The following is a 22,711-nucleotide window of genomic DNA, read 5'->3' as shown; positions in this document are numbered from 1 at the left end:
GCCTTTGCTAGACTCTTTCTGTGACAGACATTTTCATTCTTTCCGCTGTGCGAACGCCAATCGGCAAGTTCGGTGGATCGCTCGCATCTCTTTCCGCAGCCGATATGGGCGAGGTAGCCGCACGCGCCGCGCTCGAACGCGCCGGGGTTTCGGCCGATCAGGTTGAAGAAACGATTTTCGGCAACGGACGACAGGCAGGCGGTGGTCCGAATGTGGCGCGGCAGATTTCCATTCGCAGCGGCGTTCCGGAAACTGTCCCAGCCTACACGGTGAACATGGCATGCGCGTCAGGCATGAAAAGCTTGACGCTTGCGTATGACGGAATCGCAAGCGGCGACCGGGAGTGTGTGCTCGCCGGGGGAACGGAATCGATGTCGCGACTTCCCTACTACCTTGAGGCGCGTTGGGGATTGCGCATGGGGAACCAGGAACTCGTGGATGGTATGTATCGCGACGGGTTCTTCTGTCCGATGGCAAAAATGGTGATGGGTGAAACCGCCGAAGTGCTGGCGGATGAGAACAAGATAGGGCGGGAGGAGCAGGATCAGTTTGCGCTCGCTTCGCAACAGAAGGCGGAGAACGCGATCAAGGCAGGAAGGTTCAAGGATGAAATTGTTGAAGTAATCCTTGAGATGAAGAAGGGTAAGTCTGTGTTCGGAGTGGACGAACATCCCTTCCCTGGTGCGAGCATGGAAAAGCTGGCGAAGCTTGGCCCCGTGTTCTCAAAGACGGGGACCATCACGGCGGGCAATTCATCCGGCATCACGGATGGCGCAGCCGCGATGGTGCTGGCGAGCGGCGAATTCGTAAAACGAAACGGCTTGAAACCACTGGCACGGATCGTGGGGTATGCGTCGGCGGGAGTGAATCCAAGGACGATGGGAATTGGTCCGGTTCCCGCCATGCAGAAACTCGAGAAGAAGATTGGGCTTGGGGTGAAGGATTTCGACTTGGTTGAACTGAACGAAGCCTTTGCCGCGCAGGTCCTGGCTTGCGACCGGGACCTGCATTTTGATCGTGACCGCTTGAACGTAAACGGCGGCGCGATTGCACTCGGGCATCCGATTGGATGCACCGGAACGCGCATCACCGTAACGCTTCTCCATGAAATGTTAAAGCGGAACTCGAAGCGAGGCGTGGCGACGTTGTGCGTCAGCGGAGGAATGGGGATGGCGCTGGCGATCGAGAACGCGACGTAAAAAATTAACCCGTCATCTGGTTAGATGACGGGTCTTATCGAAGCTCTATCCGGTTTCGCAGCCTAGCTGGTGGATAGGCTTGTCGAACTCAGTCGGAGCCGCATGGCAGAGTGTTCAGATGACACCCATCCTAAGGGCAATCGGCAAGCCAAAGTGAGCGGTCATCAACGAACGCAGATTCAGCAACTTACAAGCCGCTTACTTGAGTAATTGGCGGTAACTTACTGCAAAACATTGCACATCGAGGATTGCACTTCTCCCACTCGCCTGCGTTATAGTCCTCGCAAGTGCTCCCGTGAATGGATTCCTTGCGGTTATCAACCTGGACGGATCGGCCGTCGACCGAGACGTGCTCGCGCGTATGTCGAAGGAGATGCAAGCGCGAGCTTGCGTCCGGCAGGAGACGTGGGTCAATGGTGAAGCTGGGTTTGCAGTCGGCTGGCCCGACGCAAGCACGCGCGAGGTTGCGGTGTCCGGTGAGATAACGGTGCTGGGGGATATCCGACTGGATGCGCGACAGGAGATTGGAGTAGGGGCTGGCGAGCTTTCGGATGCGCGGGTCATCGCTGAGGCTTACCGAAAGTGGGAGCGCGGATGCGTTGGGCATTTGCTGGGCGACTTCGCCTTCGTAGTCTTCGATTCGAAGAGGAATGAGCTTCTCTGCGCACGCGACCACTTCGGGATCAAACCTCTTTTCTACGCGGTAACGAAGTCGGCGCTGATCATCAGCAACACGATCGAATGTGTCATCGCACATCCGGAGGTCTCGGACGAGTTGAACGAGATCGCCCTGGCGGACTTCCTGTTGTTCGATCACATACAGGATACGAGCGCAACGAGTTATCGCGATGTCCTGCGATTGCCTCCGGCGCACCTTTTAACCCTGAACCGTGGCTTGAAGCTTGAGCGCTACTGGACACTTCCTACGGATTGCGTGACACGGTTCAGGAGTTCTTCCGAATACGTTGAACACTATGTCGAGCTGCTGAAGGTTGCCGTTCAAGATCGAGTTCGTGATCACGCACGCGTGGCCGTAATGATGAGCGGCGGCCTAGATTCGACTTCCGTTGCGGCACTGGCGAAGGCACAGGGCCGTGATGTGGCGGCTTTCACGCTCATCTCGGAAGCGAATGGGCCGGACCCGGAGAAGCGGTTCTCGAAGATCGCGGCCGATGCGCTTGGAATCCCTCTGGTTCAACATCATCAAGAGGCGTATCAGCCGTTTGCCGGATGGGACGAGTTGCCGCATCGGAAGCCTGAACCCAGCATGGATTTGTTTCCCCAAAGTGGAAACGACTTCTTCAGCAAGGTTGCGGAGTTTAGCCCGGCGGCGCTGAGCGGGTATGGAGGGGATCCGGGATTGTATCCGTCGGCGGAGTTTGTGAGGAAGTCGCTACGATCGGCGAAGGCGATTTCCCTGCTGGCTTCTTCCCTGTTGTATGTGCTCAGGCATGGCAAGTTGCCGAATGTAGGTTTGCGGACGGCGCTACGGCGTAAAGGCGATCCCGATCCGGGTCGCATTCCCGGGTGGTTGAATCCGGAGTTTGTGAAGCAATGCGATCTGGAAGAACGGTGGGTTGAGGCACATCGGTTGACAAGAGTGCCTGAGACGATGCGTCCGGAGGCATACCGAGTCTTGATGTCTCCGGGGTGGGAGCAACTGTTCTGGTTGCAGGAGGCGGGGTTCACGGGAGTTCCGCTGGAAGTTCGGCATCCGATGTTTGACCTGCGGGTGTTGAAGTTCCTGCTGGGGATACCTCCGATTCCGTGGTGTGTGGATAAAGAGCTGTTGCGGGTGGCGATGAAGGACCGGCTGCCGAAGGACATTCGGTTTCGACCGAAGACGACGGCGGGTACTGCCGTGCCGGTGGCAAACGGAATCGCTGTCGGCGATCTGAAGAGGTTTGGAATCGATCCGCTGATCAAGCAATACGTGAATTCGCTTCCGGAGGAGTTCCTTCCTTCAACGCAGTATGAAACGTGGAGCACATTGCGTCCGTGGCTCTTGAATCTCTGGCTGCGCAAGTCGCGGATACGCAAAACGGTGGAATCCGCGGAAGCGTAACGCTGTTAAACTTTCGGTTTGAGACATCGGCCACAATTGATTGCCTGGCTCGTGCTGCTTCTGCTGGCACTGGCGCCTGCCGCCGAAGAAAACCGGCTGGCAGTCTTCACGCCACAACTGACTTTCTCCGCCCCGGTGGTGGACCGCGATGGACGTGAATACGTCAGCGTGACGGATTTGTTTGATCCGTTCGGTCAAACGACTCTGGAGCGCGATGGAAAGAAGTGGAAGCTGCGAACGCAAGCTGGCGGAAAGAAGGTGGAGGCGGAATTCTCGGACGGATCGAATGAAGTCAAGCTGCGGGGTAAGAAAATTACCTTGAGTGGACCATTCTGGAGCCAGAACCAGCGTGGATATGTGCCGGTCGCCGCAGCACCGTTGCTGGTGACCCAGTTCACCGGACTAAAAGCAGATCTGCATGAGTATGCACGCCGGCTGTTTGTCTCGGATGTTTCGACGACGTACACGGTTGAGGTGCAGAAGGGGAATCCGCCGAAGGTGGTGGTGCACTTCTCTTCTGCGGTGAACCCCAGCGTGGCGACCGAATCAGGGCGAGTTCGGCTGACGTTCACGCGCGAACCGCTGGTGCCGGCAGCACAGAATCCAATGTCGCTCGATGATGCGACCATTTCACGGGTTCTGTTCACGGAAATCAACGGCGCTGCTGAATTGACATTCAATACCAGTAGCTCCGTGCTGGTGACCTTCAGCGATGGAAACAAAACGATCACGCTGACGCCACCACCGACCGTTGCCCAGAGTGCTCCGCCGCAGGCAGCAATTCCAATTCAACCGGGCACGGCTGCGACGCCGACTCCGACCGCTCCAGCGCCGACAGGTCCGGCCGCTCCTTCGGCACCGAGGTTCGTGGTGGTCATCGATCCGGCGCACGGTGGCAATGATCCCGGCGCTGCGCTTGGGGGCGGACTGTTTGAAAAAGATGTTGCCCTTGCCATCGCGCGTCGCATCCGCGCAGACCTGGAACAGCGCGGGATTTCGGGGATCCTACTGCGAGACAGCGATACGAACCTAACTATCGATCAGCGCGCAATCGCAGCCAACACCTCGCGTGCGGGACTCTATATCGCCGTGCATGCCGATACACTCGGCACCGGCGTACGGCTCTTTACGGCACGATTCAGTTCGCCAATCCATCTGCCGGATCACGGATTCCTGCCGTGGAACCTGGCACAGGCGAAATATCTGGACCTAAGCCACACGGTGGCTGCAAGCCTGATAACGGAGCTCGAAACGCGGCGTATCCGTGGCTCGCCGCTGGAAGCCAGTTTGAGGCCGCTGCGAAATATCGCGAAACCGGCGGTAGCGATCGAAGTTGCCCCGCCGCAGGATTCGGTGCAGGGACTGACGTCGGCGGTGTACCAGCAGGCAATTGCCAGCGCGATTGGAGCGAGCATCGCGAACCTGCGGCCGAGCCTGGAGGCTTCCCGATGATGCCCCGCAACTTGTTGATCACGATTGCGCTGCTGCTGGTGGCCGTGGTGGCTATGGGCGTTTACGGATATCACCTCCGCCGGGAAGCGTTGGAACTTCAGCAGAAGGCCGACGCGAGGCCGGTTGCGCCTCCTGTCGCCGGGACAGCGGAAAAAGTAGTCCTGTTCACACCTGACGACGCACGCGGAATTCTTTTGCAGCGCGAAGTGAACGCGAACCTGCCGTCCGAAAAGACTGCCCGCGCTCGCGAAGTTCTGCGGTTGCTCATCTCCGCCTGGCAGGACAAGAATTCAGCACATCAGATCGGCGCCGGGGCGGATGTCACGGAAGTATTCCTGATCGAAGGCAAGCGGGCCATCGTGGACGTGAATGGGATTTTTGCAGATCAGCACCGGAGTGGTGTGCTCGTCGAGGAACTAACGATGGCTTCCATAGCGAAGACGCTGGCGGCGAATGTCCCTGGAATCTCCGAGCTGAAATTGATCGTGGACGGTCACGAGCGAGAGACGCTGGCGGGGCACGCGGACTTGACCAATTTCTACAGCACCGATCTGCAATGGCAGACAGAGTGAGCGAAACGTTTTGCAATCGGACGCATCTTTAAGTTCAGCGGACGGAAGGAGGCTCGATGGCTGAAGCCGTTTCGATTCCTGAGAAGTACGCGGATCTCCTCTTAAACAAGGTGGCATTCGCTCATCTGGCGACGATCATGCCCGATGGGCGTCCACAGGTGACACCAGTGTGGTTCGACTTCGATGGCAAGAACATCATCATTAACTCCGCGCGTGGACGACAGAAAGACCTGAATATCCGGCGAGACCCGCGCGTAACGCTTTCCATCATGGATCCAGAGAATTCTTACCGGTATGTTGAGATTCGAGGACGAGTCACGGACATCACGCAGGAAGGCGCGCGCGAACAGATCAACAAACTGTCGAAGAAGTACCTGGGTAAAGATGTGTATCCGGGCCCGCCGGACGAAGTCCGAGTCACCTACATCGTGAAGCCCGAAAAAGTCCACGGATGGGGATGAGTTTGTGAAACTGGAGCCGAGGTGATATCAGCTCCAGTTTGCGGGTTACTAGAATCCCTGGCTGACGAGCCGATCCAGATCCATTGCGCCCTGGACGCGCTCACCGCCCATCATCTTCTCTACGTACTTTGCGATGATGTCGGTTTCAAGGTTGACTGGGTCGCCGGGCTTCAGCGACTTCAAGTTTGTCGCTTCGGTCGTGTGCGGAATGATCGCGATGGTCAGATGCTGGCCTTCGATCTTCGCCACGGTCAAGCTGATTCCCTCGACCGCGATTGAGCCCTTGTAGACGACGTACTTCATCATCTCAGCGGGAATCTCGATGTGCATCCAGTAATCCTGGGCGCCCGCAATTGGCTCCAGCCCCATGAACTTGCCGGTGCCGTCTACATGACCCTGAACAACGTGACCGCCGAAACGACCGTCAGCTTTCATGGGAAGTTCGAGATTCACCTCGGCCCCTTCGGAGATGCGAGAAAAGGACGTGCGCACCCAGGTTTCATCTGCCAAATCAGCCCCGAACGAAACTCCCGGATTGATCCGGACTGCCGTGAGGCAGACGCCACTGACAGCGATGCTATCTCCGAGTTTTAGTTCTTTCGACAACTGCTTGGACGTGACCGTCAGCCTGCGGGTTCCGCCCGTCGGTTCTATCTTTGTGACTTTGCCTGTTTCTTCCACGATTCCGGTGAACATGATTGCTTACTCCGTATAAGGATCTTTCAAATAACCTTCGACGGCGAAATCTTCGCCGAAGCGATGCAGACGCACTCGCCTGACCTGGGCGGCATCGGTGATGTTACGGAAGCCGCGCCCACCGGCGAATGATATGGATCCGGTACCGCCAAGAATTTTCGGCGCGTAGTACAAAAATATTTTATCGACCAAGCCGGATGCGAGCGCCACCCAATTCACGTTTGCGCCGCCTTCCACGAGAACGCTGGTGATCTGCTGTTCGCCGAGATGCCGCATAACTTCCGCGAAATCGGGATGCCCGGCCTCTCTCGCCATGGGTACTTGTACCACCTGCACTCCGCGTTTCTCCAACTCGGCCTTGCGTTTCTCTTCCGCAAATGAGCAGAAAACGAGTACGTCCTCGCGGGCGGTCACCACGAGGCGCGATTCCAGCGGCAGGCGCAAGCGAGAATCCAGCACGACTCTCAGCAATCTTCGGCGGCGCGGAAGACTGGTACGGTCGGTGAGCAATGGATCATCGGCGATGACGGTGCCGACACCCACTAGGATGGCATCCACCTGGTGGCGCAAAACCTGAACGTGTGCGCGTGCCTCTTCACTGGTGATCCAACCGCTAGTGGTTACGGCCGCTCCGAGGGCAGTTGGTGTTTCCGATTCTCCTGGCGGAGGAGCGATCTTACCGTCGAGCGTCATCCCCGACTTGAGGGTAATGAGAGGAAGTTTCGTGCGCACAAATTTTGCGAAACCCTCATTCAGATATCGCGCTTCCTCTTCGAGCAAGCCGACGTTCACTTCGATTCCCGCCGTGCGCAACTTCGCAAATCCATTGCCGCTTACTGCCGGATTGGGATCCTGGATCGCGGTGACTACACGCTTGATTCCGGCAGCGATGACCGCATCCGCACAGGGGCCGGTGCGTCCCTGGTGAGAACAAGGCTCGAGGTTCAAATAGAGCGTAGCCCCGTTCGCCTTCGGGCCCGCTTCTTCCATCGCGAGCACCTCAGCATGCTTCAGTCCGTCGTACGTGTGAAAGCCACGGCCGACGACGGCACCTGAGCCATCCACGATAACGGCTCCAACGCAGGGATTCGGCGATGCCAGTGCAATTCCCTGCCGGGCAAGGTCAAGCGCCTCACGCATGAATCGTTCGTCTTGAGGGTTAGAAGGCACTTATTTGATTGTCGCAAAGGCAGTGCGCATCGGGCTAGAGAGGAATGTCACAATTGCCGAAAGCTCGGGCTATTACAATAGAGCCGTAATGCCTCCCAAAAAACCAGCAGCATATACCGAAGAACACGCAAGGTCGGGCCTGAAGGCGCCCCTGCCCTCGATTGAAACTTTTCCCAACCATTATCCAAGCTACGAAGTGACGTTGGATAACCCGGAATTCACGTCGGTTTGCCCGAAAACGGGGCTGCCTGACTTCGGCACCATCACGATCACGTACATGCCAGACAAACTGTTGCTGGAGATGAAGTCGCTGAAGGAATACATGCTGGCGTACCGCAACATCGGAATCTTCCAGGAAAATGCGACGAATCGCATCCTCGAAGACGTGGTGAAGGCGTGCAAACCGGTGTGGTGCACGGTGGTTGGAGATTTCCGACCACGCGGAGGTATGGGCACAGTCGTAGAAGCGCACTGGCCGCGCAAGAAACGCCGCTAAAGCAAAGAGCCCGGAACGACTCCGGGCTCCGAGAACCTATTCCGCGCCTAACGGCTTGCAACTCCGCAGAATTTTTCGAATACCCTGGTGAGTTCGTTTGCGATGTCGTGCGCGTCGCGATGCTCGATGTCGCTGCGTTGCATCATGTGGAGGACCTTGCCGTCCTGCATCACGACAATGGAAGGAGATGTCGGCGGGTATGCACCGAAATGAGATCTTGCGGCTTCGGTAGCGTCGCGGTCTTGTCCGGCGAAAACGGTACCGATGTTCTCCGGTTTCACAGTGCTCTCGAGGGCCATGCGCACGGCCGGACGCATACGTCCTGCGGCACATCCGCACACTGAATTCACCACCACCAAGCTGACACCGGGACGCTTGATGAACTGTTCCACATCAGCGGCATTCCGCAGTTCCTGAACTCCAATACGAGTCAACTCCTCACGCATTGGAATAACCATGATTTCCGGATACATATGACCCCTCAATTCTCTTCTATTTGTTTGCCGGTCGAATTAAACACTATTTTACTCGGGATTCGCAACATGGATGGCCAGTATTGAAGATGTATAGTGATGCGAGATGAAGCTACAGGAAAACGTCCCCTTAGCACCGTATACAACTTTCGGCGTTGGAGGTCCGGCGAAATACCTAGCCGAAGCACTCTCTGAATCCGATGTTCGCAACGCAGTGGACTTCGCACGATCGAAGAATCTGACGCTGTTTGTGCTTGGGGGCGGAAGCAATCTTGTTGTGTCGGACGATGGCTACCCGGGAGTGGTTCTCAAGATTGGGATTCGAGGCACAGACATAAGCGGCGACCGCGAACGTCGCCTGTTCCAGGTGGGAGCCGGCGAAGATTGGGATACCTTCGTGGCGCAGACGGTGGAGGACAACTGCTCCGGCCTCGAGTGCTTGAGCGGCATCCCTGGCACCGTGGGGGCAACCCCGGTTCAGAATGTGGGAGCATACGGCCAGGAAGTCGCCGATACTGTCGAGCAGGTTTATGCCCTCGATTTGACGACAGGTCTTGTCCGAGAGCTTACGCCCGAACAGTGCGGATTCAGCTATCGCACGAGCATCTTCAACACGACGGAAAAAGGACGCTTCATCATTCTCGGAGTTCGATTCGCGCTGATCCCCGGAGGTGAGCCGAAGATCGCTTATCGCGATTTGCAGAGCTATTTCGCCGGAGGATCGGGCAAGCCTTCACTTGCTGAAGTTCGTAAAGCCGTTCGCGAAATTCGCCACCGCAAGGGGATGCTGATCGTGGAAGGCGATGACGACTGCCGGAGCGCGGGGTCGTTCTTCAAGAATCCCATCGTCAGTAACGAGAAGTTCGCTGATGTCCAGGGCATCGCTGAAAAGCGTGGAATTACAGTGCCGAGTTTCCCTGGCGGTGACGGCATGGTGAAGATTCCTGCCGCGTGGCTGGTGGAACAGTCTGGCTTCGCGAAGGGCTACACACGTGGTCCGGCAGGCATCTCCCGGAAGCACTCGCTGGCGATCGTGAACCGCGGAGGCGCAAAGGCCAGCGACATCATTGCTCTCAAGAATGAGATCCAAAGCGCTGTCGCCGGCCAGTTTGGGATCGAGTTGAAACCCGAGCCGGTATTTCTTTGATTACTTTTAGTCGGTAGGGCCGATGGCGTGCTCAAAGCTCAAGTAGAGGATGACGCCTTTTTGCCCCGAACTCGGTCCCACACCGATCGGCACGGCGACGCCGGGAACAATCTGTAATCCACTCTTCAAATTGTGCGCCCAGCGAATGCCCGGCGAGAGAAGCAGATCGTGTCCGCGCTGTGTCTGGCTCTTCCCCACCACCGACTCGTAACCGTACCAGGCTGTTTCCATCATCACGTTGAAATTCGGGCGCGCGAGCCAGATCAGACTTTGGCCAAGATTCCATCCGGTGATGGTAGCGCGGTCTCCAAGTTCGTTCTTCGCATGGGGGATGATGGTGGTTCCGGCGTTGATATGCGTAATGAACTTTCGATTGAGGTAAATGCTGAATGGGAGATTCCCCTGGTAGCCGATGCCTCCGGAACCGCGGCCGTAAATTGCGTTGCCGGTGGGCAGCAACAGGCTGAACCGCGGGCTGAACGAGAACCGCTGTCCGCCACCACCCACGAGTTGGTAACGATAGTTGAGGGCGACATCGCCTAGACCGCCGCCGCTGCCGGGATGGTCGGCAGAGTGCGACGCGACGAGGGTATAGCTCAACTGGTGCTTGGGGCTTCCGGGGAACGGCCACTCCTGGGTGAAGGAGTAGGCCCAGGTGTTCGAGTCCCAGTCGCGAGTAAACGTGCTGATGTGCTGGATTACGTTACGTTCCTGATTGAAGGCTTCCTCGATCAGAAAGCTGTTGTCTTCAATGGCAGAGACTTTCTGGGTGTCGCTGGATGGTGGGGGAGACGCGGTCTGGGCAGAGGCTGTGCCGGCCACGAGCGCCATGGCAAGAATAAGGACGGGAAGGGATTTCACTATGCCGGGTGCCATGTTGAAAATGACTTTCAATTTCAGTTCATTTTGCCCGTACGATTGCTTCTGTACAGTGACTTGTATCACAACCAATTGTTTACATGCCGCGGAGAGAAAGGCCATTAAGGTCGCCATGCCCCTGCCTTCCGAAGCCCGGCAACAACGACTACGGCCGTTGGACCGGCTTGGGCATGTTGTATGACGTTTTCATCTTGTCTTTGACGGACTTAGCCAGTTTCTCGATCTCCTCTGCCTTCTTGATCACGTCGAGTGAAAGGATGTCTTCATTCGTTTTGTCGACGTATTCCTTGAGCTGTGTCGCCAGTTCGAGAAGCTTGTCGGTATCTTCCTTCAACTTCTTCTGGCGATCCTTGTTCAAGTTCTTCATCTGTTCACGAATCTGCTTAATCTCGTCATCCTGTTGCTGGTTGCGGTCGCGTCCGAACTGGGGACCCGGAGAGCGAACAGAGGCGACATGGGCGGCTTTGGGCTGTGATCTTTGCGACGCCGGGATGAAGGTGCTGGATACGAAGAGAAGGAATATCGCCAGATAGATAGCGCGCACGATTGACCTCGATGAAAGGAACCCGTTTGGATTATACGATTCAGGAGCAACCCGCTTACGCCGCAGCCCGGCTGTTATAATCGCGCCGAAAGCATGTCTGGGCCCCTCGTACTGATAGACCTGAACGGACTCATGCCCACAAAAGAGTGGCATAACCTGCAGGAAGTGATGCAACAGTGGCGCAGTGACGCGCTCGAGTTGCTTCGCCACGACATACCGCGCATTCTGGTCATCCTGCTGGTTTCATTGGTCCTGCTGTGGTTTCTGCGCACGATCACGCATCGTATGCGCGCGTTGAGCAAGCGGCAGGCACTTCCCTCTGGAATTCGCTCGCAGCAACTGAGTACGCTGGCAGGCGTCATCAAGGGCGTCGGTATCTTCGTGATCACGTTCAGTGCTCTTATTCAGATCCTGGGCGTGCTGAATATCGACGTGAAGCCACTCATAGCTTCCGCCGGAGTTGCGGGACTAGCCATCGGGTTCGGCGCACAGACTCTCGTCAAAGACGTGATCAACGGCTTCTTCATTCTGCTGGAGAACCAATATGACGTCGGCGACGTGGTGAAGCTCGGGGGCACGCAAGGCACCGTCGAGGACATGACACTACGCCGTACCGTCCTGCGCGACGCCGACGGGACGGTGCATACAATTCCGAACAGCGAGATCAAGATGGTCTCAAATCTCACCCGCGACTGGACCCAGGTGGCGCTGCACATCACAGTGGCCTACAGCGAGGACAGCGAGCGAGTGATCAAGTTGCTGCGCGACATCGCCGAGGAGATGTGGAATGCGCCGGAGTTGCGCGACTTGCTCGTGTCGGCCCCCGAAGTGCCGGGAATCGATCGCATCAGCGGGGGCGATGTCGATTACCTGATGCTCGTGAAGACGCGTCCGGGAAAGCAGTACCAGGTGACCCGCGACTTACGTCAGCGCGTGAAAGGCTGCTTCCAGAAAAACAATATCCAGCCCGGCGGGCCAGGCCGGATGTACGTGGTGGATGCGGGAGAAGCTTCCAGGAAAGCCTAGATGGAAACCGGTCTGCGGGACAGGGTGGCGATTGTTGCAGCTGCGAGCCAGGGACTCGGGCATGCCGTTGCGTACGCTCTTGCCGCCGAAGGCGTGAAGTTGACGATCTGCTCACGAAGCGAGGAGCGCATTGTCGCCGCCGCGGCGCAGATTCATCGGCAGCATCGAACGGATATCCTCGCGCAGGCCGTCGATCTCACCAACGCCCAAGCGGTCACGGAACTGGTAGAGAGCACGTATGAGCGCTACGGGCGAATCGATATTTGTGTCGCTAATTCCGGCGGGCCGCCGTCGCGTGGATTTCTAGAGACTACGCCGGAAGAATGGCAACGTGCGTACGAGAGCAACTTCCTGAGCGTCGTGCACTTTGCCCGAGCCGTGATTCCCCACATGCAGAAGGCACACTGGGGCCGCTTCCTTGCCATCACATCAGTTTCATCCAAGCAGCCAATCCCCAACCTTGTGTACTCGAACGCATTGCGCCCTTCCGTATCCGCCCTGCTGAAGAGCCTATCCCTGGAGTTTGGGAAGGACGGGATTCTCTTCAACAGCGTGGGGCCCGGATACACCGCCACGGCACGACTGAAGGAAATTGCTTCGGCCAGGTCCGAGGCCACCGGAATCCCGGAAACGGAAATCTTTGAAAGTTGGGCAGCCGATACGTCCCTAAAGCGGGTCGGCACGCCGGAAGAAGTTGCCGACGTTATTGTCTGGCTCGCATCGGAACGAGCTTCCAACGTTACGGGCCAAACGATCCTGGTAGATGGTGGGTCGTATCGAGGCGTTCTGTAGCTTTCCATATCCAGCCACATTCGGCAGCTCTCGAATTGAGCCATCCCCCACCCGAACTTCCTAACTCCAAGTCTAGAACGACACCAAAACTGCGGGAGGAAACATGGGAGCCATAATCGGCTGGATCATCTTCGGTTTGATTGCCGGGGCGATCGCCAAACTGTTGATGCCGGGACGCGACCCAGGCGGATGGATTGTCACGATTGTGCTAGGCATAGTTGGCGCCGTGATTGGCGGATGGATTGGCAGTGCCCTTTGGGGCAGCTCCGGCGTGAATGACTGGAGCATCGGCAGCTTTGCTCTGGCCATCGGCGGGGCCATTCTGCTACTTGCGATCTACCGGATGGTAGTTGGCCGACGTCGCACAACCGGGACAGTGGTCGACCGCGACCGCTGGGCAGCATAAGAAAGCTTGCGTTCTTGGAGCGGAGGCCTAGACCGGTTCCGCTCCAAAACCTGAATCCTCCATTGCTTCCTCGTAGTCCAATGGCCTGATGACACCCGACTCAGGCGTTCCATTGCAAGCGTTACTCGAAAACCGGAAGGCGTTCGTCTCTTTCGTGCGCAAGCATGTGACCTCGGCCGAAGATGCTGAAGACATCGTGCAATCGGCCTTTGTTCGCAGCGTGGAGCAGGGTGACACGATCCGTGACACGGAATCGGTGGTGGCCTGGTTTTATCGTGTACTCCGGAACGCCATCATCGACCATTACCGGAAAAACGCGTCGGAAGCGCGCAAAGCCGAGAACCTTGCCCGTGAGTTCGGGGATGCTGTGGAACCCGCCCCTGAGATCCGAAACGAGATCTGCCAGTGTCTCTGGCCGGTGATGGAGTCACTGAAACCGGAATATCGCGAGGCGCTCAGCCTGGTGGACATCCAGGAAAAATCGCTCCGGCACCTGGCAGAGGGATCCGGCATCTCGGAAAACAACGCCGGGGTGAGGGTACATCGTGCCCGGCAAGCCCTCCGGAAACAGATCCAGACCACCTGCGGGAGTTGTGCAACCCATGGCTGCATTGACTGCCGCTGTAAGTCGAAATCAGCTGTTCACAACTGATGCGACCGAGTCGCTAAACCTGACATCTGGCGTCAGTTCCTGACGCATCTCAACGGACGTGGTTGTCTTGGGGACCGTAGTGCTGGAGATTCTCGCGGGCTTGATCCTGGTGACAGGATGGTACATTGCCTTTTCCCGCTACAACCGGCGCCAGGCGGCCGAAGTTCTTCTCTGGATCAAAACCGCGTTTTCCGGTCATGCCCAGATTGTGGGTGTGCATTGGAGCTCTGCTTCGCAATTCCAGGTCAGATTGCGGCTGGCGCCTAATATCTTCCAGCATTCGTTGATCGTGGTGAAACTGCTCCCACGGGAATTTGCCTTGCACTGGTTAGTCAGCAAGCTCCGCAACCGGCAGGAGCTCGCAACTTTTGAGGCAGACCTCGATATTCCCCCCGCCTTCAACCTGGAAGTCCACAATCAGCGCTGGTGTGGGCGGACTCGCCGGAGCACAAAGATCGACCCGGAACACAGTTCCATCGAGACCATCGGGCCATTTGTGATTACTACCCGGCAAGAGTGGGAGCGTGACATTACTTCGATGATCAACGCACTGGTTGCGTCGCGGGACAGTGACTTCCTGTCCGTGAGCTTCCGGCGCAATTCCCCGCATCTTTCCGCAACGGTGCCACTCCGGTGCCTGGCGCCCCAGAGCGCGATGGGAAACAATGTTTTCAATGTGTTGCGGGAACTAGCCGACTGTGCGGGCGCGTCGCGGTTCTAGCCCTTCAATTTCGACAACAAGTCTTGAGGATGCACCGGCTTCGCCAGGATCTCGAACTCGTGTCCCTGCGCGCGGGCATTTTCCAGCAGATCCGCAGTAGCGGCCTGTCCTGAAAACAGCAGTATCTTGCAGCTGGGAAGGAACTTGCGGATGTGGATGGCCGCGTCAATGCCGTTCATGTCGGGCATGATGACGTCGCTGATCACGAGATCGGGGCGAACGTCTTTGGCGCGCTCGACGGCGGCTGTGCCTGTGTAAACGGCAGCCGCGTCAAACCCATGCTGATTCAAGATGATAGCCAAAGTATCGGCTATCACCCGCTCGTCGTCTACCACCAACACTTTTGGTTTAGGCTGCGCAGTCGTCATCTTTGTAGCACGTTGTTGGATGCAAGATTCAGTTGAGGAGCAACTCGGATTTTCACGCCCCAAAAAGAATTATAGAGTATTCCCCTTTTGGAACAGTCCGTAGCGAGGCCAACCCCCTTCCGGCAGCATGGCTTCCTATGTGCGTTAACTGGAGTTTGCCATGCGCCAAACAGCGTTGTTGACTATCTTCCTTCTCGCCGTCCTTTCGGTTTCTGTAGCCCAGAATCCGGGTACGTCACCAGCTACGGGATCCGACTCCTCCGCCCAGCAACCAGATTACGCACCACCACCGGAGCCCGCTACCACGCCCCAGCAGAACGCTCCCATGGGGCAGGATCCGAATACGACCGCGCCTGCCGACCAGGATCAAAATGCGCCGGTATTCGATCAGCGTAGTGCCAGCAACAATACGCAGCAGTCCGGCGAATACAGCGTTCCCGCCGGCACCGAGATTAAGGCCGCCCTCGACAGCGCGCTATCCACGAAGACGAGCCAGATCGGAGACCAGTTCACGGCAACGGTCATCGAGCCGGTAAGGGACGCCGGTGGTGCCGTAATGATCCCGGCCGGAGCCAAGGTACGCGGCGAGGTGACCGAGGCCGAGGAGGGCAAGACGCTACCCGAACTGCGCGGCAAAGGACGCCTGAACCTGCGGTTCCGTGAGATCGAACTGCGCAATGGAACCGTGTTACCGCTGCTCGCAACCTTAACGTCGGTCAACAGCACCGAGAATGCAAAGACCAGTTCCAAAGCCGGTGATGAAGGAGAAGTGCAGAGCGGTCGCAGCGGCAAGGAAGCCGCAAAGGACATCGGAATTGGAGCAGCGGTCGGAACGGTGGCCGGATTGATTTTTGGTAGCGCGCTGAAAGGACTTGCCATCGGCGCGATCGCCGGGGGTGGATACGTGCTCGCAACCAAAGGCAAGGACGTAGAACTACCCGCCGAAACCGGTCTGAACCTGCGCCTCGATCAACCGATTCAGCTATCGCCGGGCGATGTCAACAACGCTGACGGTAGCGGGGTACAGTAGCTTTTCGGTTCAATCGGTAAAGGGCGGTCTCCGTGAACCGCCCTTTTGTACTTGCATCCACGAACGCCCCGCCTCAATTGTCCCAGTTCGGGATTTCCAGATTCCGGAATATAAAACTCTTTTGCTCCGCCCGACTAACTTGGGCGTATAGTGCGAGCCGCTAAGGACCCAATCTCTAACTTTCGAGGTGTGCTATGGGTGCAAAGCGTTTCATTGCCTTCTTTATGCATGAATCTGAAGCCGGCGCTGCCGCTTCTCTCATGAAGAACGCTACCGCGACTGACAGCTTCATGATCGGTGAGGTTGAGGACGTGGATATCGAAAAGATGGAAAAGGCTGGACTCAAGCTCCAACCGCTCGACGAACCAACTCCGCATCCGATCCGCAAACGCGAGCCATTTACCGCAACACGCGCCAAGGCCGCCGGACTCCCTACTGCCGGTGTAGCAGTGACAGCAGGAATTGGAGGAACAGCAGGAGCACGAGTTCCTGCTCCCGTACCGCCTCCTCTCTCCATGCCAAGCGCTCCGCCGCCGCTGGACAAACCAAACTACTATCGCGTCTACCTGGCAGGTCCCTTGATCGAACCGTGGAGAACAGCTCTGCAAGCAACGGGCGCGAAGATCGTCGAGAGCCTCCACGACTTTGGGATGACGATCCGCATTGCTCCGGCAGACATCGAAAAGGTGCGGAGATTGCCCTTCATCAGTTCTGCCGAACTGCATGATGAAGAGGACTCTCTGCCCCGTGCAGCAGATGTTGAACGTCTTCGCACCGAAGACCGGACCGGTGTTCGTGCGTACATCCCCTACGACCTCATTCTCCGCGAGGCCGATTCCCTTCCCACGGTTCTCACCTGGCTCAAACAACACAACATCGACGTGGCTGGGAAGGGCGTGAAGAAAATTCGTATCTATCTGCTCGAAGATTCGGACCTTCTTGAGCAGATCACTGCGATGCCAGAAATCGATCGCGCCGATCCCTATGTCCCCCCAAGGCTTCACAATGATCAGGCGCGAATCCTTTTGGGAGTAGACGGAAATCCCGGCCATGTACTCCCGCTCGAGGGCGATGGTCAAATTGTCGGCATTGCCGATACAGGAATCGACGAGAATCATCCAGATTTTACGAATCGGATAGTTAAGGCTGTCCCGCTAGGGCGGCCCGGAAACGCTACCGATACTCACGGCCACGGAACGCACGTGGCGGGTTCCGTCCTTGGCGATGGCAATGCATCGCAGGGTCTGTTCCGCGGCACCGCTCCGAAAGCGAAGTTATTTTTCCAATCGCTACTCGACTCCCAAGGAGGACTCGGCGGACTTCCTTTCCAACTCCAGGATCTTTTCGATGAAGCCTACCGGGCGGAGGTGCGTGTTCACAACAACAGTTGGGGTTCTGCGACCGCATCGTTCTATCGCATCAACAGCGAGGAAGTGGATGACTTCGTCTACAGCCACAAGGACATGGTGGTGGTGATATCGGCTGGCAACGAAGGCACCGAGCACGATCCTCCCGAGGGAACCCGTAACGCGGCGACCGGCTTCGTGGACTGGCTTTCCATCGGTTCTCCCGCCACGGCTAAGAACGCGCTTTGCGTTGGTGCATCCCAAAACAACCGCAATACCGGCGGATATGCCGCCTTCAAGTACGGTGATGCCTGGCCCGACCAGTTCACCCATGCCCCGATAAAAGATGAATTGGTCTCCGGCAATCCCGATTCCATGGCAGCTTTCAGCAGCCGCGGCCCATGTAACGACTATCGCATTAAGCCCGACATCGTTGCGCCGGGTACGGACATCATTTCGTGCAAGTCTTCCATGGCGCCCCTGAGGCATTTCTGGGGACCGCACGCGAACGCGCAGTATGCGTATATGGGCGGCACGAGCATGGCGGCACCTTTGGTGACGGGCTGCGCTGCGCTCATCCGCGAATACTACATGAAGCTGAACCCGAGCCACGCGCCAAGTGCGGCTTTAGTCCGCGCAACGCTGATCAATGGTGCTCGCTGGTTGCCTGGCGCATCGGCCGCAGCAGACTTCAACATGCCTCCGAATTACCACCAGGGTTTTGGGCGCGTGGATGTTGCCAACTCAGTACCGGCAGCCCCAGGTAGTGCGTTTCGGCTGCTCTTCTTCGACAACTGGCAGGATCCCGCGACGGCTCTCTTCCAATACACCGGCCAACGGTTTCGGTTCCAGTTTAGGACTGACGGTTCGCAACCATTGCGCATCTGCATGGCCTATACCGATGTGCCCGGGCGGGCGCTGCAAAACGATCTCAACCTGTTCCTGCAGGATCCCACTGGGAAAAAGTGGATGGGCAACGAACAGCTTCCAAACGGACTGCATCGTCCTGATCCCACCAACAATGTTGAGATCATACGAATACAGAATCCCCCTGCCGGCGACTACCTGATTCAAATCACCGCCACGAACCTGCTCCGTCCCCCGCAGGACGTGGCGCTCGTGGTTACTGGCGCATTTACTACCGACCTCGTGAGGATATGACCGTGCTGAAACTACACGTGGTACAAGCGGAGTTTGGCGATTGTTTGTTCCTGGAGTACGGAAGCGGTGGAAACTCAAAATTCATCCTGATCGACGGCGGGCCCGCCGACATATATCCACTGCACCTGAAACAATTTTTGGAGAGCATTCGCCAGCAAAGCAGTCCTCTAGAAGCGGCTGTGTTGAGCCATTCCGATGCGGACCATATCACTGGCCTGCTTGATTATTTTTCCGACCTTCAGACTTCAGGCGGGGCAGGCTCACTGCCCAGACCCGCGGTTCTTTGGCACAACTCGTTCTCGAAGACCATTGACGTGAATAACGCTCTCGCACCGCGGATGCAGACGTTGCAGGCCCAGTCGCCTCAGGCTTTCTCTGCCGATTCCGGCATTGCCATTCACGGCGTTGGTGAAGGAAATGCGTTGCGCCTGAAGGCTCTGCAACTGAATATTCCACTGAACGATGGCTTCCCCAACAGCCTTGTTCTAGCAGACACGGCCCCTAACCCAATCTCGTTCGACAACCTGGAACTGCATGTAGTTGGTCCGACTCAGGAGGATCTCGACGAACTTCGTCAAGAATGGGACGATTGGCTCAACGAGCACGAGGATGCAATTAACTCGGGCAATCCGTTCGTGATGGCGAATTCCGATCGCAGTGTCCCGAACTTGAGCAGCATCATGCTGTACGCGAAAGCCGATGGAAAGACAATCCTGCTCACTGGAGATGGCCGCAGTGACCATCTGCTGAATGGCCTGGAAACTGCTGGGCTTCTGCAAAACGGCAAGCTTCACGTGGATGTGCTCAAACTCATGCACCACGGCAGCGATCGCAATGTCACCAAGACTTTCTTCAAGAAGGTAACTGCCGACACTTACGTCGCATCTGCGAATGGCAGAGACGACAATCCTGATCTCGCCACGCTAATCTGGATCGCCGAAGCCGCACAGGAGCAGCAGCGCGAAATCACCATCTTCGTAACCAATGACACTCCGTCGGTGGCAAGTTTCAAAGAGCAGTACCCTCCGGCGGAGTACGGATATAAGCTGAAAATCATGCCGAAGACAAAACACAGTCTTGCTCTTGACTTGGCATGAACTAAAAAGCCCCACCTTTTCAGGGTGGGGCGGTATTTCGAAAGTAATTCTCTACTCAGCCGCTGACTGCGCTTTTGGTTTCCAGCGCAGGATTGGCTGTCTCGCTGCGCGTACTTCATCGAGGCGCGAGATGCGCGTGGTATGCGGCGCATTCAGTATGATCTCCGGATTCTCTTCGGCCTCTTGTGCAACTGCCTTCATGGCGTCGATGAAAAGATCGAGTTCTTCCTTCGACTCGCTCTCCGTTGGTTCGATCATCAGTGCTCCGTGAACAATCAGCGGGAACGAAACCGTGTACGGATGGAATCCGTAATCGATTAGTCGTTTCGCGATGTCGCCGGTCTTGATTCCCTTCTTCTGCTGGATGCGGTCGTTGAAGACCACTTCATGCAGCGACGGGGTCTTGTACGGCAGTTCGTACACGCCTTCCAACTTCTTGCGGATGTAGTTTGCGTTCAGCACCGCGTCTTCGGTCGTCTGCCGCAGACCATCCGGGCCGTTCGCCATGATGTAAGCCAGCGCGCGGACATGCATGCCGAAGTTGCCGTAGTACATCCGCACACGACCAATCGATTGCGGACGGTTGTACTCAAACCCAAGCAGCCCGCCAGCCTTCTCGACGACCACTGGTGTCGGGAGATATGGCTCCAGCACCTTCTTCACCGCGACCGGACCCGACCCCGGACCGCCACCACCGTGTGGCGTCGAGAACGTCTTGTGAAGGTTCAGGTGCATGACATCGACGCCGTTCTTGCCGGGCTGGGTTTTGCCGACCAAGGCATTCATGTTCGCGCCGTCCATGTAGAGCAACGCGCCCTTTCGATGCAGGATCTCGGCAACCTTGTGCAGCTCGGTTTCGTAGACGCCAATCGTGCTTGGATTGGTGAGCATGAGCGCGGCGACATCTTCCGTCACCTGCGCCTCGAGTGCGGCCAGATCGACCATGCCCTTGTCATTCGACTTGAGGTTCTCAACCGCATAACCCGCAATCGCCGCGGTAGCAGGGTTTGTTCCGTGGGCGGAATCGGGAATGAGTATCTTCTTGCGCGGATTCCCCTGCGCTTCCAGATGTGCCCGCACCATCAGGATGCCGGTAAGTTCTCCGTGTGCACCTGCCGCCGGCTGAAGCGTGATCGCATCCATGCCGGTGATCTCGATCAGGCAGTCGCTCAGAAGCTTCAGGATCTTCAGCGCGCCCTGCGATAGCTTCTCCGGTTGATACGGATGCGCATTCGCGAGACCTTCACGCCGCGCGGCCACCTCGTTGACACGCGCGTTGTACTTCATCGTGCAGGAACCGAGCGGGTAAAGGCCAGTATCGACGCCGTAGTTCCACGTCGAGATGCGTGTGAAGTGCCGAATGATCTCGATTTCGCTCACCTCAGGCAAAGCCGCGTCTTGTTTGCGCTCTACGTTGCCGAGCAACTTAGAGGCGTCCACTTCCGGCACGTCGAGCGGAGCCAGTTTGTAGCCCTTCTTCCCCGGCGAGGACTTCTCGAAGATGAGGCCTTCGTTCTGGATAACGTGCGTCGTCGCTTTCTTGATCTTGTCGTTGATGCTCACCGCGACACCTCCTTCGCGACCGCGTCAATCTGCTCGCGCGAGTTCATCTCGGTTACGCACCAGACAGCCGTATTGCCGAGTTCCGGATAAAACTTCTTTAGCACGAATCCGCCGATAATCTTCTGCTGGATCAGCGCTTCATTGATCGCGTAAGGATCAGCCTTCGACTGCACCACGAATTCATTGAACCGCGGCGCGCCGTCGAAGAGCACCTTCGCACCGGCCTTCTTGAACGCATCCGCCGCGTAGGCCGCCTTCGCGAGATTTTGCTTGGCTAATTCCCGCATGCCTTCGCGTCCGTAGATGGTCATGAAGATCGTCGCCATAAGCGCGATCAGCGCCTGGTTGGTGCAGATGTTCGAGGTCGCCTTCTCGCGGCGAATGTGTTGCTCGCGCGTGGAGAGCGTCAGCACGAATCCGCGCTTTCCGTTTTTATCGACGGTCTCGCCGACGAGGCGTCCGGGGATCTGGCGAACGAACTTTTCTTTCGTCGCGATCACGCCAGCGTATGGGCCGCCGAAGCCGAGCGGCACGCCGAACGACTGCGCTTCCATCGCAACAATGTCAGCTTCCACGGGAGGCCGCACGATTCCAAGCGAAACCGCCTCGGCAATCGCGACAGCTACCAAAGCACCTTTCTTGTGGGCCAGGTCAGCAATCGCCGCGACGTCTTCAATGGTGCCGAAGAAATTCGGAGACTGAATCAATACGCAAGCCTGGTTCGTTAGCGTCTTGTCGAGCTCGTCGAGGTTCACGCGACCGTTCTCGCCGAAGCCGACGTTCGCGATCGGCATGCCCTGATACTTGCCGTAGGTCGCCAGCACTTCGCGATATTCCGGATGAACGCTGCGCGCCACCACGCATCCGGTCTTCCCGGTGATGCGCTCGGCCATCATCACGGCCTCGGTTGCGGCGGTGGACCCGTCGTACATGGACGCGTTCGCCACTTCCATGCCGGTCAGTTCGCAGATCATCGTCTGGAATTCGAAGATCGCCTGTAGCGTCCCCTGCGCGATCTCCGCCTGGTAAGGCGTATAGGCGGTGAAGAACTCGCCGCGAGAGATGAGCGAATCAATGACCACCGGACGATAGTGGTTGTACGCGCCCGCGCCGAGGAACGAAGCGTAACCTTTGCCGTTTTCGTCGCCGCGCTGGCGGAAGTAATCGAGGATCTCCGACTCCGCCATCTGGCGCGGAATCTTCAGGTCGGTTGTCAGTCTTGCATTCGGTGGGATCGGCGCGAACAGGTCGTCGATACTTTTGACGCCTATCTCGCGCAGCATCTGTTCTCTGTCGCTGGGAGATTTCGGAAGATATCGCATGTAAGGTAAGCTCCCCTGCGCGCAAAATCCCGACGGTAGCGCTATCTGAAGATTTCGCGGCTCAGTGGGTAAC

Annotated in this window: 23 protein-coding genes; 15 read left to right on the top strand and 8 right to left on the bottom strand. The window is 57.3% G+C overall.

Annotation, left to right across the window (positions count from 1 at the left end; all coding sequences use genetic code 11):
• The first annotated feature begins 20 nt into the window (after positions 1 to 20).
• The 5 genes from VN577_04225 (at position 21) to VN577_04205 (ending at position 5,749) form a co-directional block, all read left to right on the top strand.
• Positions 21 to 1,199: an acetyl-CoA C-acetyltransferase gene (locus VN577_04225; protein ID HWR14010.1), complete on the top strand. Its 1,179-nt coding sequence runs from the start codon at positions 21 to 23 to the stop codon at positions 1,197 to 1,199.
• A 295-nt stretch (positions 1,200 to 1,494) separates the two neighbouring features.
• Positions 1,495 to 3,264 carry an asparagine synthase-related protein gene (locus tag VN577_04220; GenBank protein HWR14009.1) on the top strand — a complete coding sequence of 590 codons (1,770 nt, stop codon included), beginning with the start codon at positions 1,495 to 1,497 and terminating at the stop codon, positions 3,262 to 3,264.
• Between the two features lie 36 nt (positions 3,265 to 3,300).
• Positions 3,301 to 4,716, top strand: coding sequence for an N-acetylmuramoyl-L-alanine amidase (locus tag VN577_04215; protein HWR14008.1), 1,416 nt, complete (start codon positions 3,301 to 3,303; stop codon positions 4,714 to 4,716).
• Complete coding sequence (locus VN577_04210; GenBank protein HWR14007.1) at positions 4,713 to 5,288, top strand: hypothetical protein; 576 nt, start codon at positions 4,713 to 4,715, stop codon at positions 5,286 to 5,288. Before VN577_04215 ends, VN577_04210 begins: the two co-directional genes overlap by 4 nt.
• A 56-nt stretch (positions 5,289 to 5,344) precedes the next feature.
• On the top strand, positions 5,345 to 5,749 hold the full coding sequence (locus VN577_04205; protein ID HWR14006.1) for a PPOX class F420-dependent oxidoreductase: 405 nt from the start codon (positions 5,345 to 5,347) through the stop codon (positions 5,747 to 5,749).
• 48 nt (positions 5,750 to 5,797) lie between these two features.
• Here VN577_04205 and VN577_04200 read toward each other — a convergent pair whose 3' ends face one another.
• Positions 5,798 to 6,445 (bottom strand): riboflavin synthase, encoded by a 648-nt coding sequence (locus VN577_04200; GenBank protein HWR14005.1) that lies wholly within the window; start codon positions 6,443 to 6,445, stop codon positions 5,798 to 5,800.
• Positions 6,446 to 6,451: 6 nt separating this feature from the next.
• Positions 6,452 to 7,615, bottom strand: coding sequence for a bifunctional diaminohydroxyphosphoribosylaminopyrimidine deaminase/5-amino-6-(5-phosphoribosylamino)uracil reductase RibD (gene ribD / locus VN577_04195; GenBank protein ID HWR14004.1), 1,164 nt, complete (start codon positions 7,613 to 7,615; stop codon positions 6,452 to 6,454).
• Between the two features lie 88 nt (positions 7,616 to 7,703).
• Between ribD and queF the strand changes: the two genes are divergently transcribed.
• Positions 7,704 to 8,111, top strand: a complete 408-nt coding sequence (gene queF / locus VN577_04190) for a preQ(1) synthase (GenBank protein ID HWR14003.1) — start codon at positions 7,704 to 7,706, stop codon at positions 8,109 to 8,111.
• Positions 8,112 to 8,158: 47 nt separating this feature from the next.
• Here queF and VN577_04185 read toward each other — a convergent pair whose 3' ends face one another.
• Positions 8,159 to 8,584, bottom strand: coding sequence for a BrxA/BrxB family bacilliredoxin (locus VN577_04185; protein HWR14002.1), 426 nt, complete (start codon positions 8,582 to 8,584; stop codon positions 8,159 to 8,161).
• A 106-nt stretch (positions 8,585 to 8,690) separates the two neighbouring features.
• On the opposite strand from VN577_04185, the gene VN577_04180 reads away from it, so the two are divergent.
• Entirely contained in the window at positions 8,691 to 9,731 is a 1,041-nt protein-coding gene (locus VN577_04180; GenBank protein HWR14001.1) for a UDP-N-acetylmuramate dehydrogenase, read from the top strand.
• Between the two features lie 6 nt (positions 9,732 to 9,737).
• Here VN577_04180 and VN577_04175 read toward each other — a convergent pair whose 3' ends face one another.
• Together VN577_04175 and VN577_04170 are read right to left on the bottom strand one after the other, a co-directional pair.
• On the bottom strand, positions 9,738 to 10,625 hold the full coding sequence (locus VN577_04175; protein HWR14000.1) for a hypothetical protein: 888 nt from the start codon (positions 10,623 to 10,625) through the stop codon (positions 9,738 to 9,740).
• A gap of 130 nt (positions 10,626 to 10,755) precedes the next feature.
• Positions 10,756 to 11,154, bottom strand: coding sequence for a hypothetical protein (locus VN577_04170; protein HWR13999.1), 399 nt, complete (start codon positions 11,152 to 11,154; stop codon positions 10,756 to 10,758).
• Between the two features lie 93 nt (positions 11,155 to 11,247).
• On the opposite strand from VN577_04170, the gene VN577_04165 reads away from it, so the two are divergent.
• The 5 genes from VN577_04165 (at position 11,248) to VN577_04145 (ending at position 14,751) form a co-directional block, all read left to right on the top strand.
• Entirely contained in the window at positions 11,248 to 12,180 is a 933-nt protein-coding gene (locus tag VN577_04165; GenBank protein ID HWR13998.1) for a mechanosensitive ion channel family protein, read from the top strand.
• Positions 12,181 to 12,972 (top strand): SDR family oxidoreductase, encoded by a 792-nt coding sequence (locus tag VN577_04160; GenBank protein HWR13997.1) that lies wholly within the window; start codon positions 12,181 to 12,183, stop codon positions 12,970 to 12,972.
• Positions 12,973 to 13,075: 103 nt separating this feature from the next.
• Positions 13,076 to 13,378 carry a GlsB/YeaQ/YmgE family stress response membrane protein gene (locus VN577_04155; protein HWR13996.1) on the top strand — a complete coding sequence of 101 codons (303 nt, stop codon included), beginning with the start codon at positions 13,076 to 13,078 and terminating at the stop codon, positions 13,376 to 13,378.
• Between the two features lie 112 nt (positions 13,379 to 13,490).
• Entirely contained in the window at positions 13,491 to 14,030 is a 540-nt protein-coding gene (locus VN577_04150) for a sigma-70 family RNA polymerase sigma factor (protein ID HWR13995.1), read from the top strand.
• A gap of 79 nt (positions 14,031 to 14,109) precedes the next feature.
• Positions 14,110 to 14,751, top strand: coding sequence for a hypothetical protein (locus VN577_04145; protein ID HWR13994.1), 642 nt, complete (start codon positions 14,110 to 14,112; stop codon positions 14,749 to 14,751).
• On the opposite strand, the gene VN577_04140 is transcribed toward VN577_04145, so the two are convergent.
• Positions 14,748 to 15,119, bottom strand: a complete 372-nt coding sequence (locus VN577_04140) for a response regulator (protein ID HWR13993.1) — start codon at positions 15,117 to 15,119, stop codon at positions 14,748 to 14,750. The genes VN577_04145 and VN577_04140 overlap by 4 nt on opposite strands.
• Before the next feature lie 160 nt (positions 15,120 to 15,279).
• Here VN577_04140 and VN577_04135 point away from each other — a divergent pair, with 160 nt between their 5' ends.
• From VN577_04135 to VN577_04125, 3 genes are all read left to right on the top strand, one after another.
• A complete protein-coding gene (locus VN577_04135; protein HWR13992.1) occupies positions 15,280 to 16,149 on the top strand; it encodes a hypothetical protein in 870 nt (289 codons plus the stop codon).
• Between the two features lie 194 nt (positions 16,150 to 16,343).
• A complete protein-coding gene (locus VN577_04130; protein HWR13991.1) occupies positions 16,344 to 18,656 on the top strand; it encodes a S8 family serine peptidase in 2,313 nt (770 codons plus the stop codon).
• Positions 18,657 to 18,658: 2 nt separating this feature from the next.
• Positions 18,659 to 19,753 carry an MBL fold metallo-hydrolase gene (locus VN577_04125; protein ID HWR13990.1) on the top strand — a complete coding sequence of 365 codons (1,095 nt, stop codon included), beginning with the start codon at positions 18,659 to 18,661 and terminating at the stop codon, positions 19,751 to 19,753.
• 51 nt (positions 19,754 to 19,804) lie between these two features.
• Here VN577_04125 and gcvPB read toward each other — a convergent pair whose 3' ends face one another.
• Both gcvPB and gcvPA read right to left on the bottom strand, forming a co-directional pair.
• Entirely contained in the window at positions 19,805 to 21,316 is a 1,512-nt protein-coding gene (gcvPB, locus tag VN577_04120) for an aminomethyl-transferring glycine dehydrogenase subunit GcvPB (GenBank protein HWR13989.1), read from the bottom strand.
• On the bottom strand, positions 21,313 to 22,638 hold the full coding sequence (gene gcvPA / locus VN577_04115) for an aminomethyl-transferring glycine dehydrogenase subunit GcvPA (protein ID HWR13988.1): 1,326 nt from the start codon (positions 22,636 to 22,638) through the stop codon (positions 21,313 to 21,315). Before gcvPA ends, gcvPB begins: the two co-directional genes overlap by 4 nt.
• Between the last annotated feature and the right edge of the window lie 73 nt (positions 22,639 to 22,711).

Source organism: Terriglobales bacterium, assembly GCA_035561515.1.
GTDB lineage: Bacteria > Acidobacteriota > Terriglobia > Terriglobales > Acidobacteriaceae > DATMXP01.
This window is presented reverse-complemented; position numbering and strand designations above follow the sequence as displayed.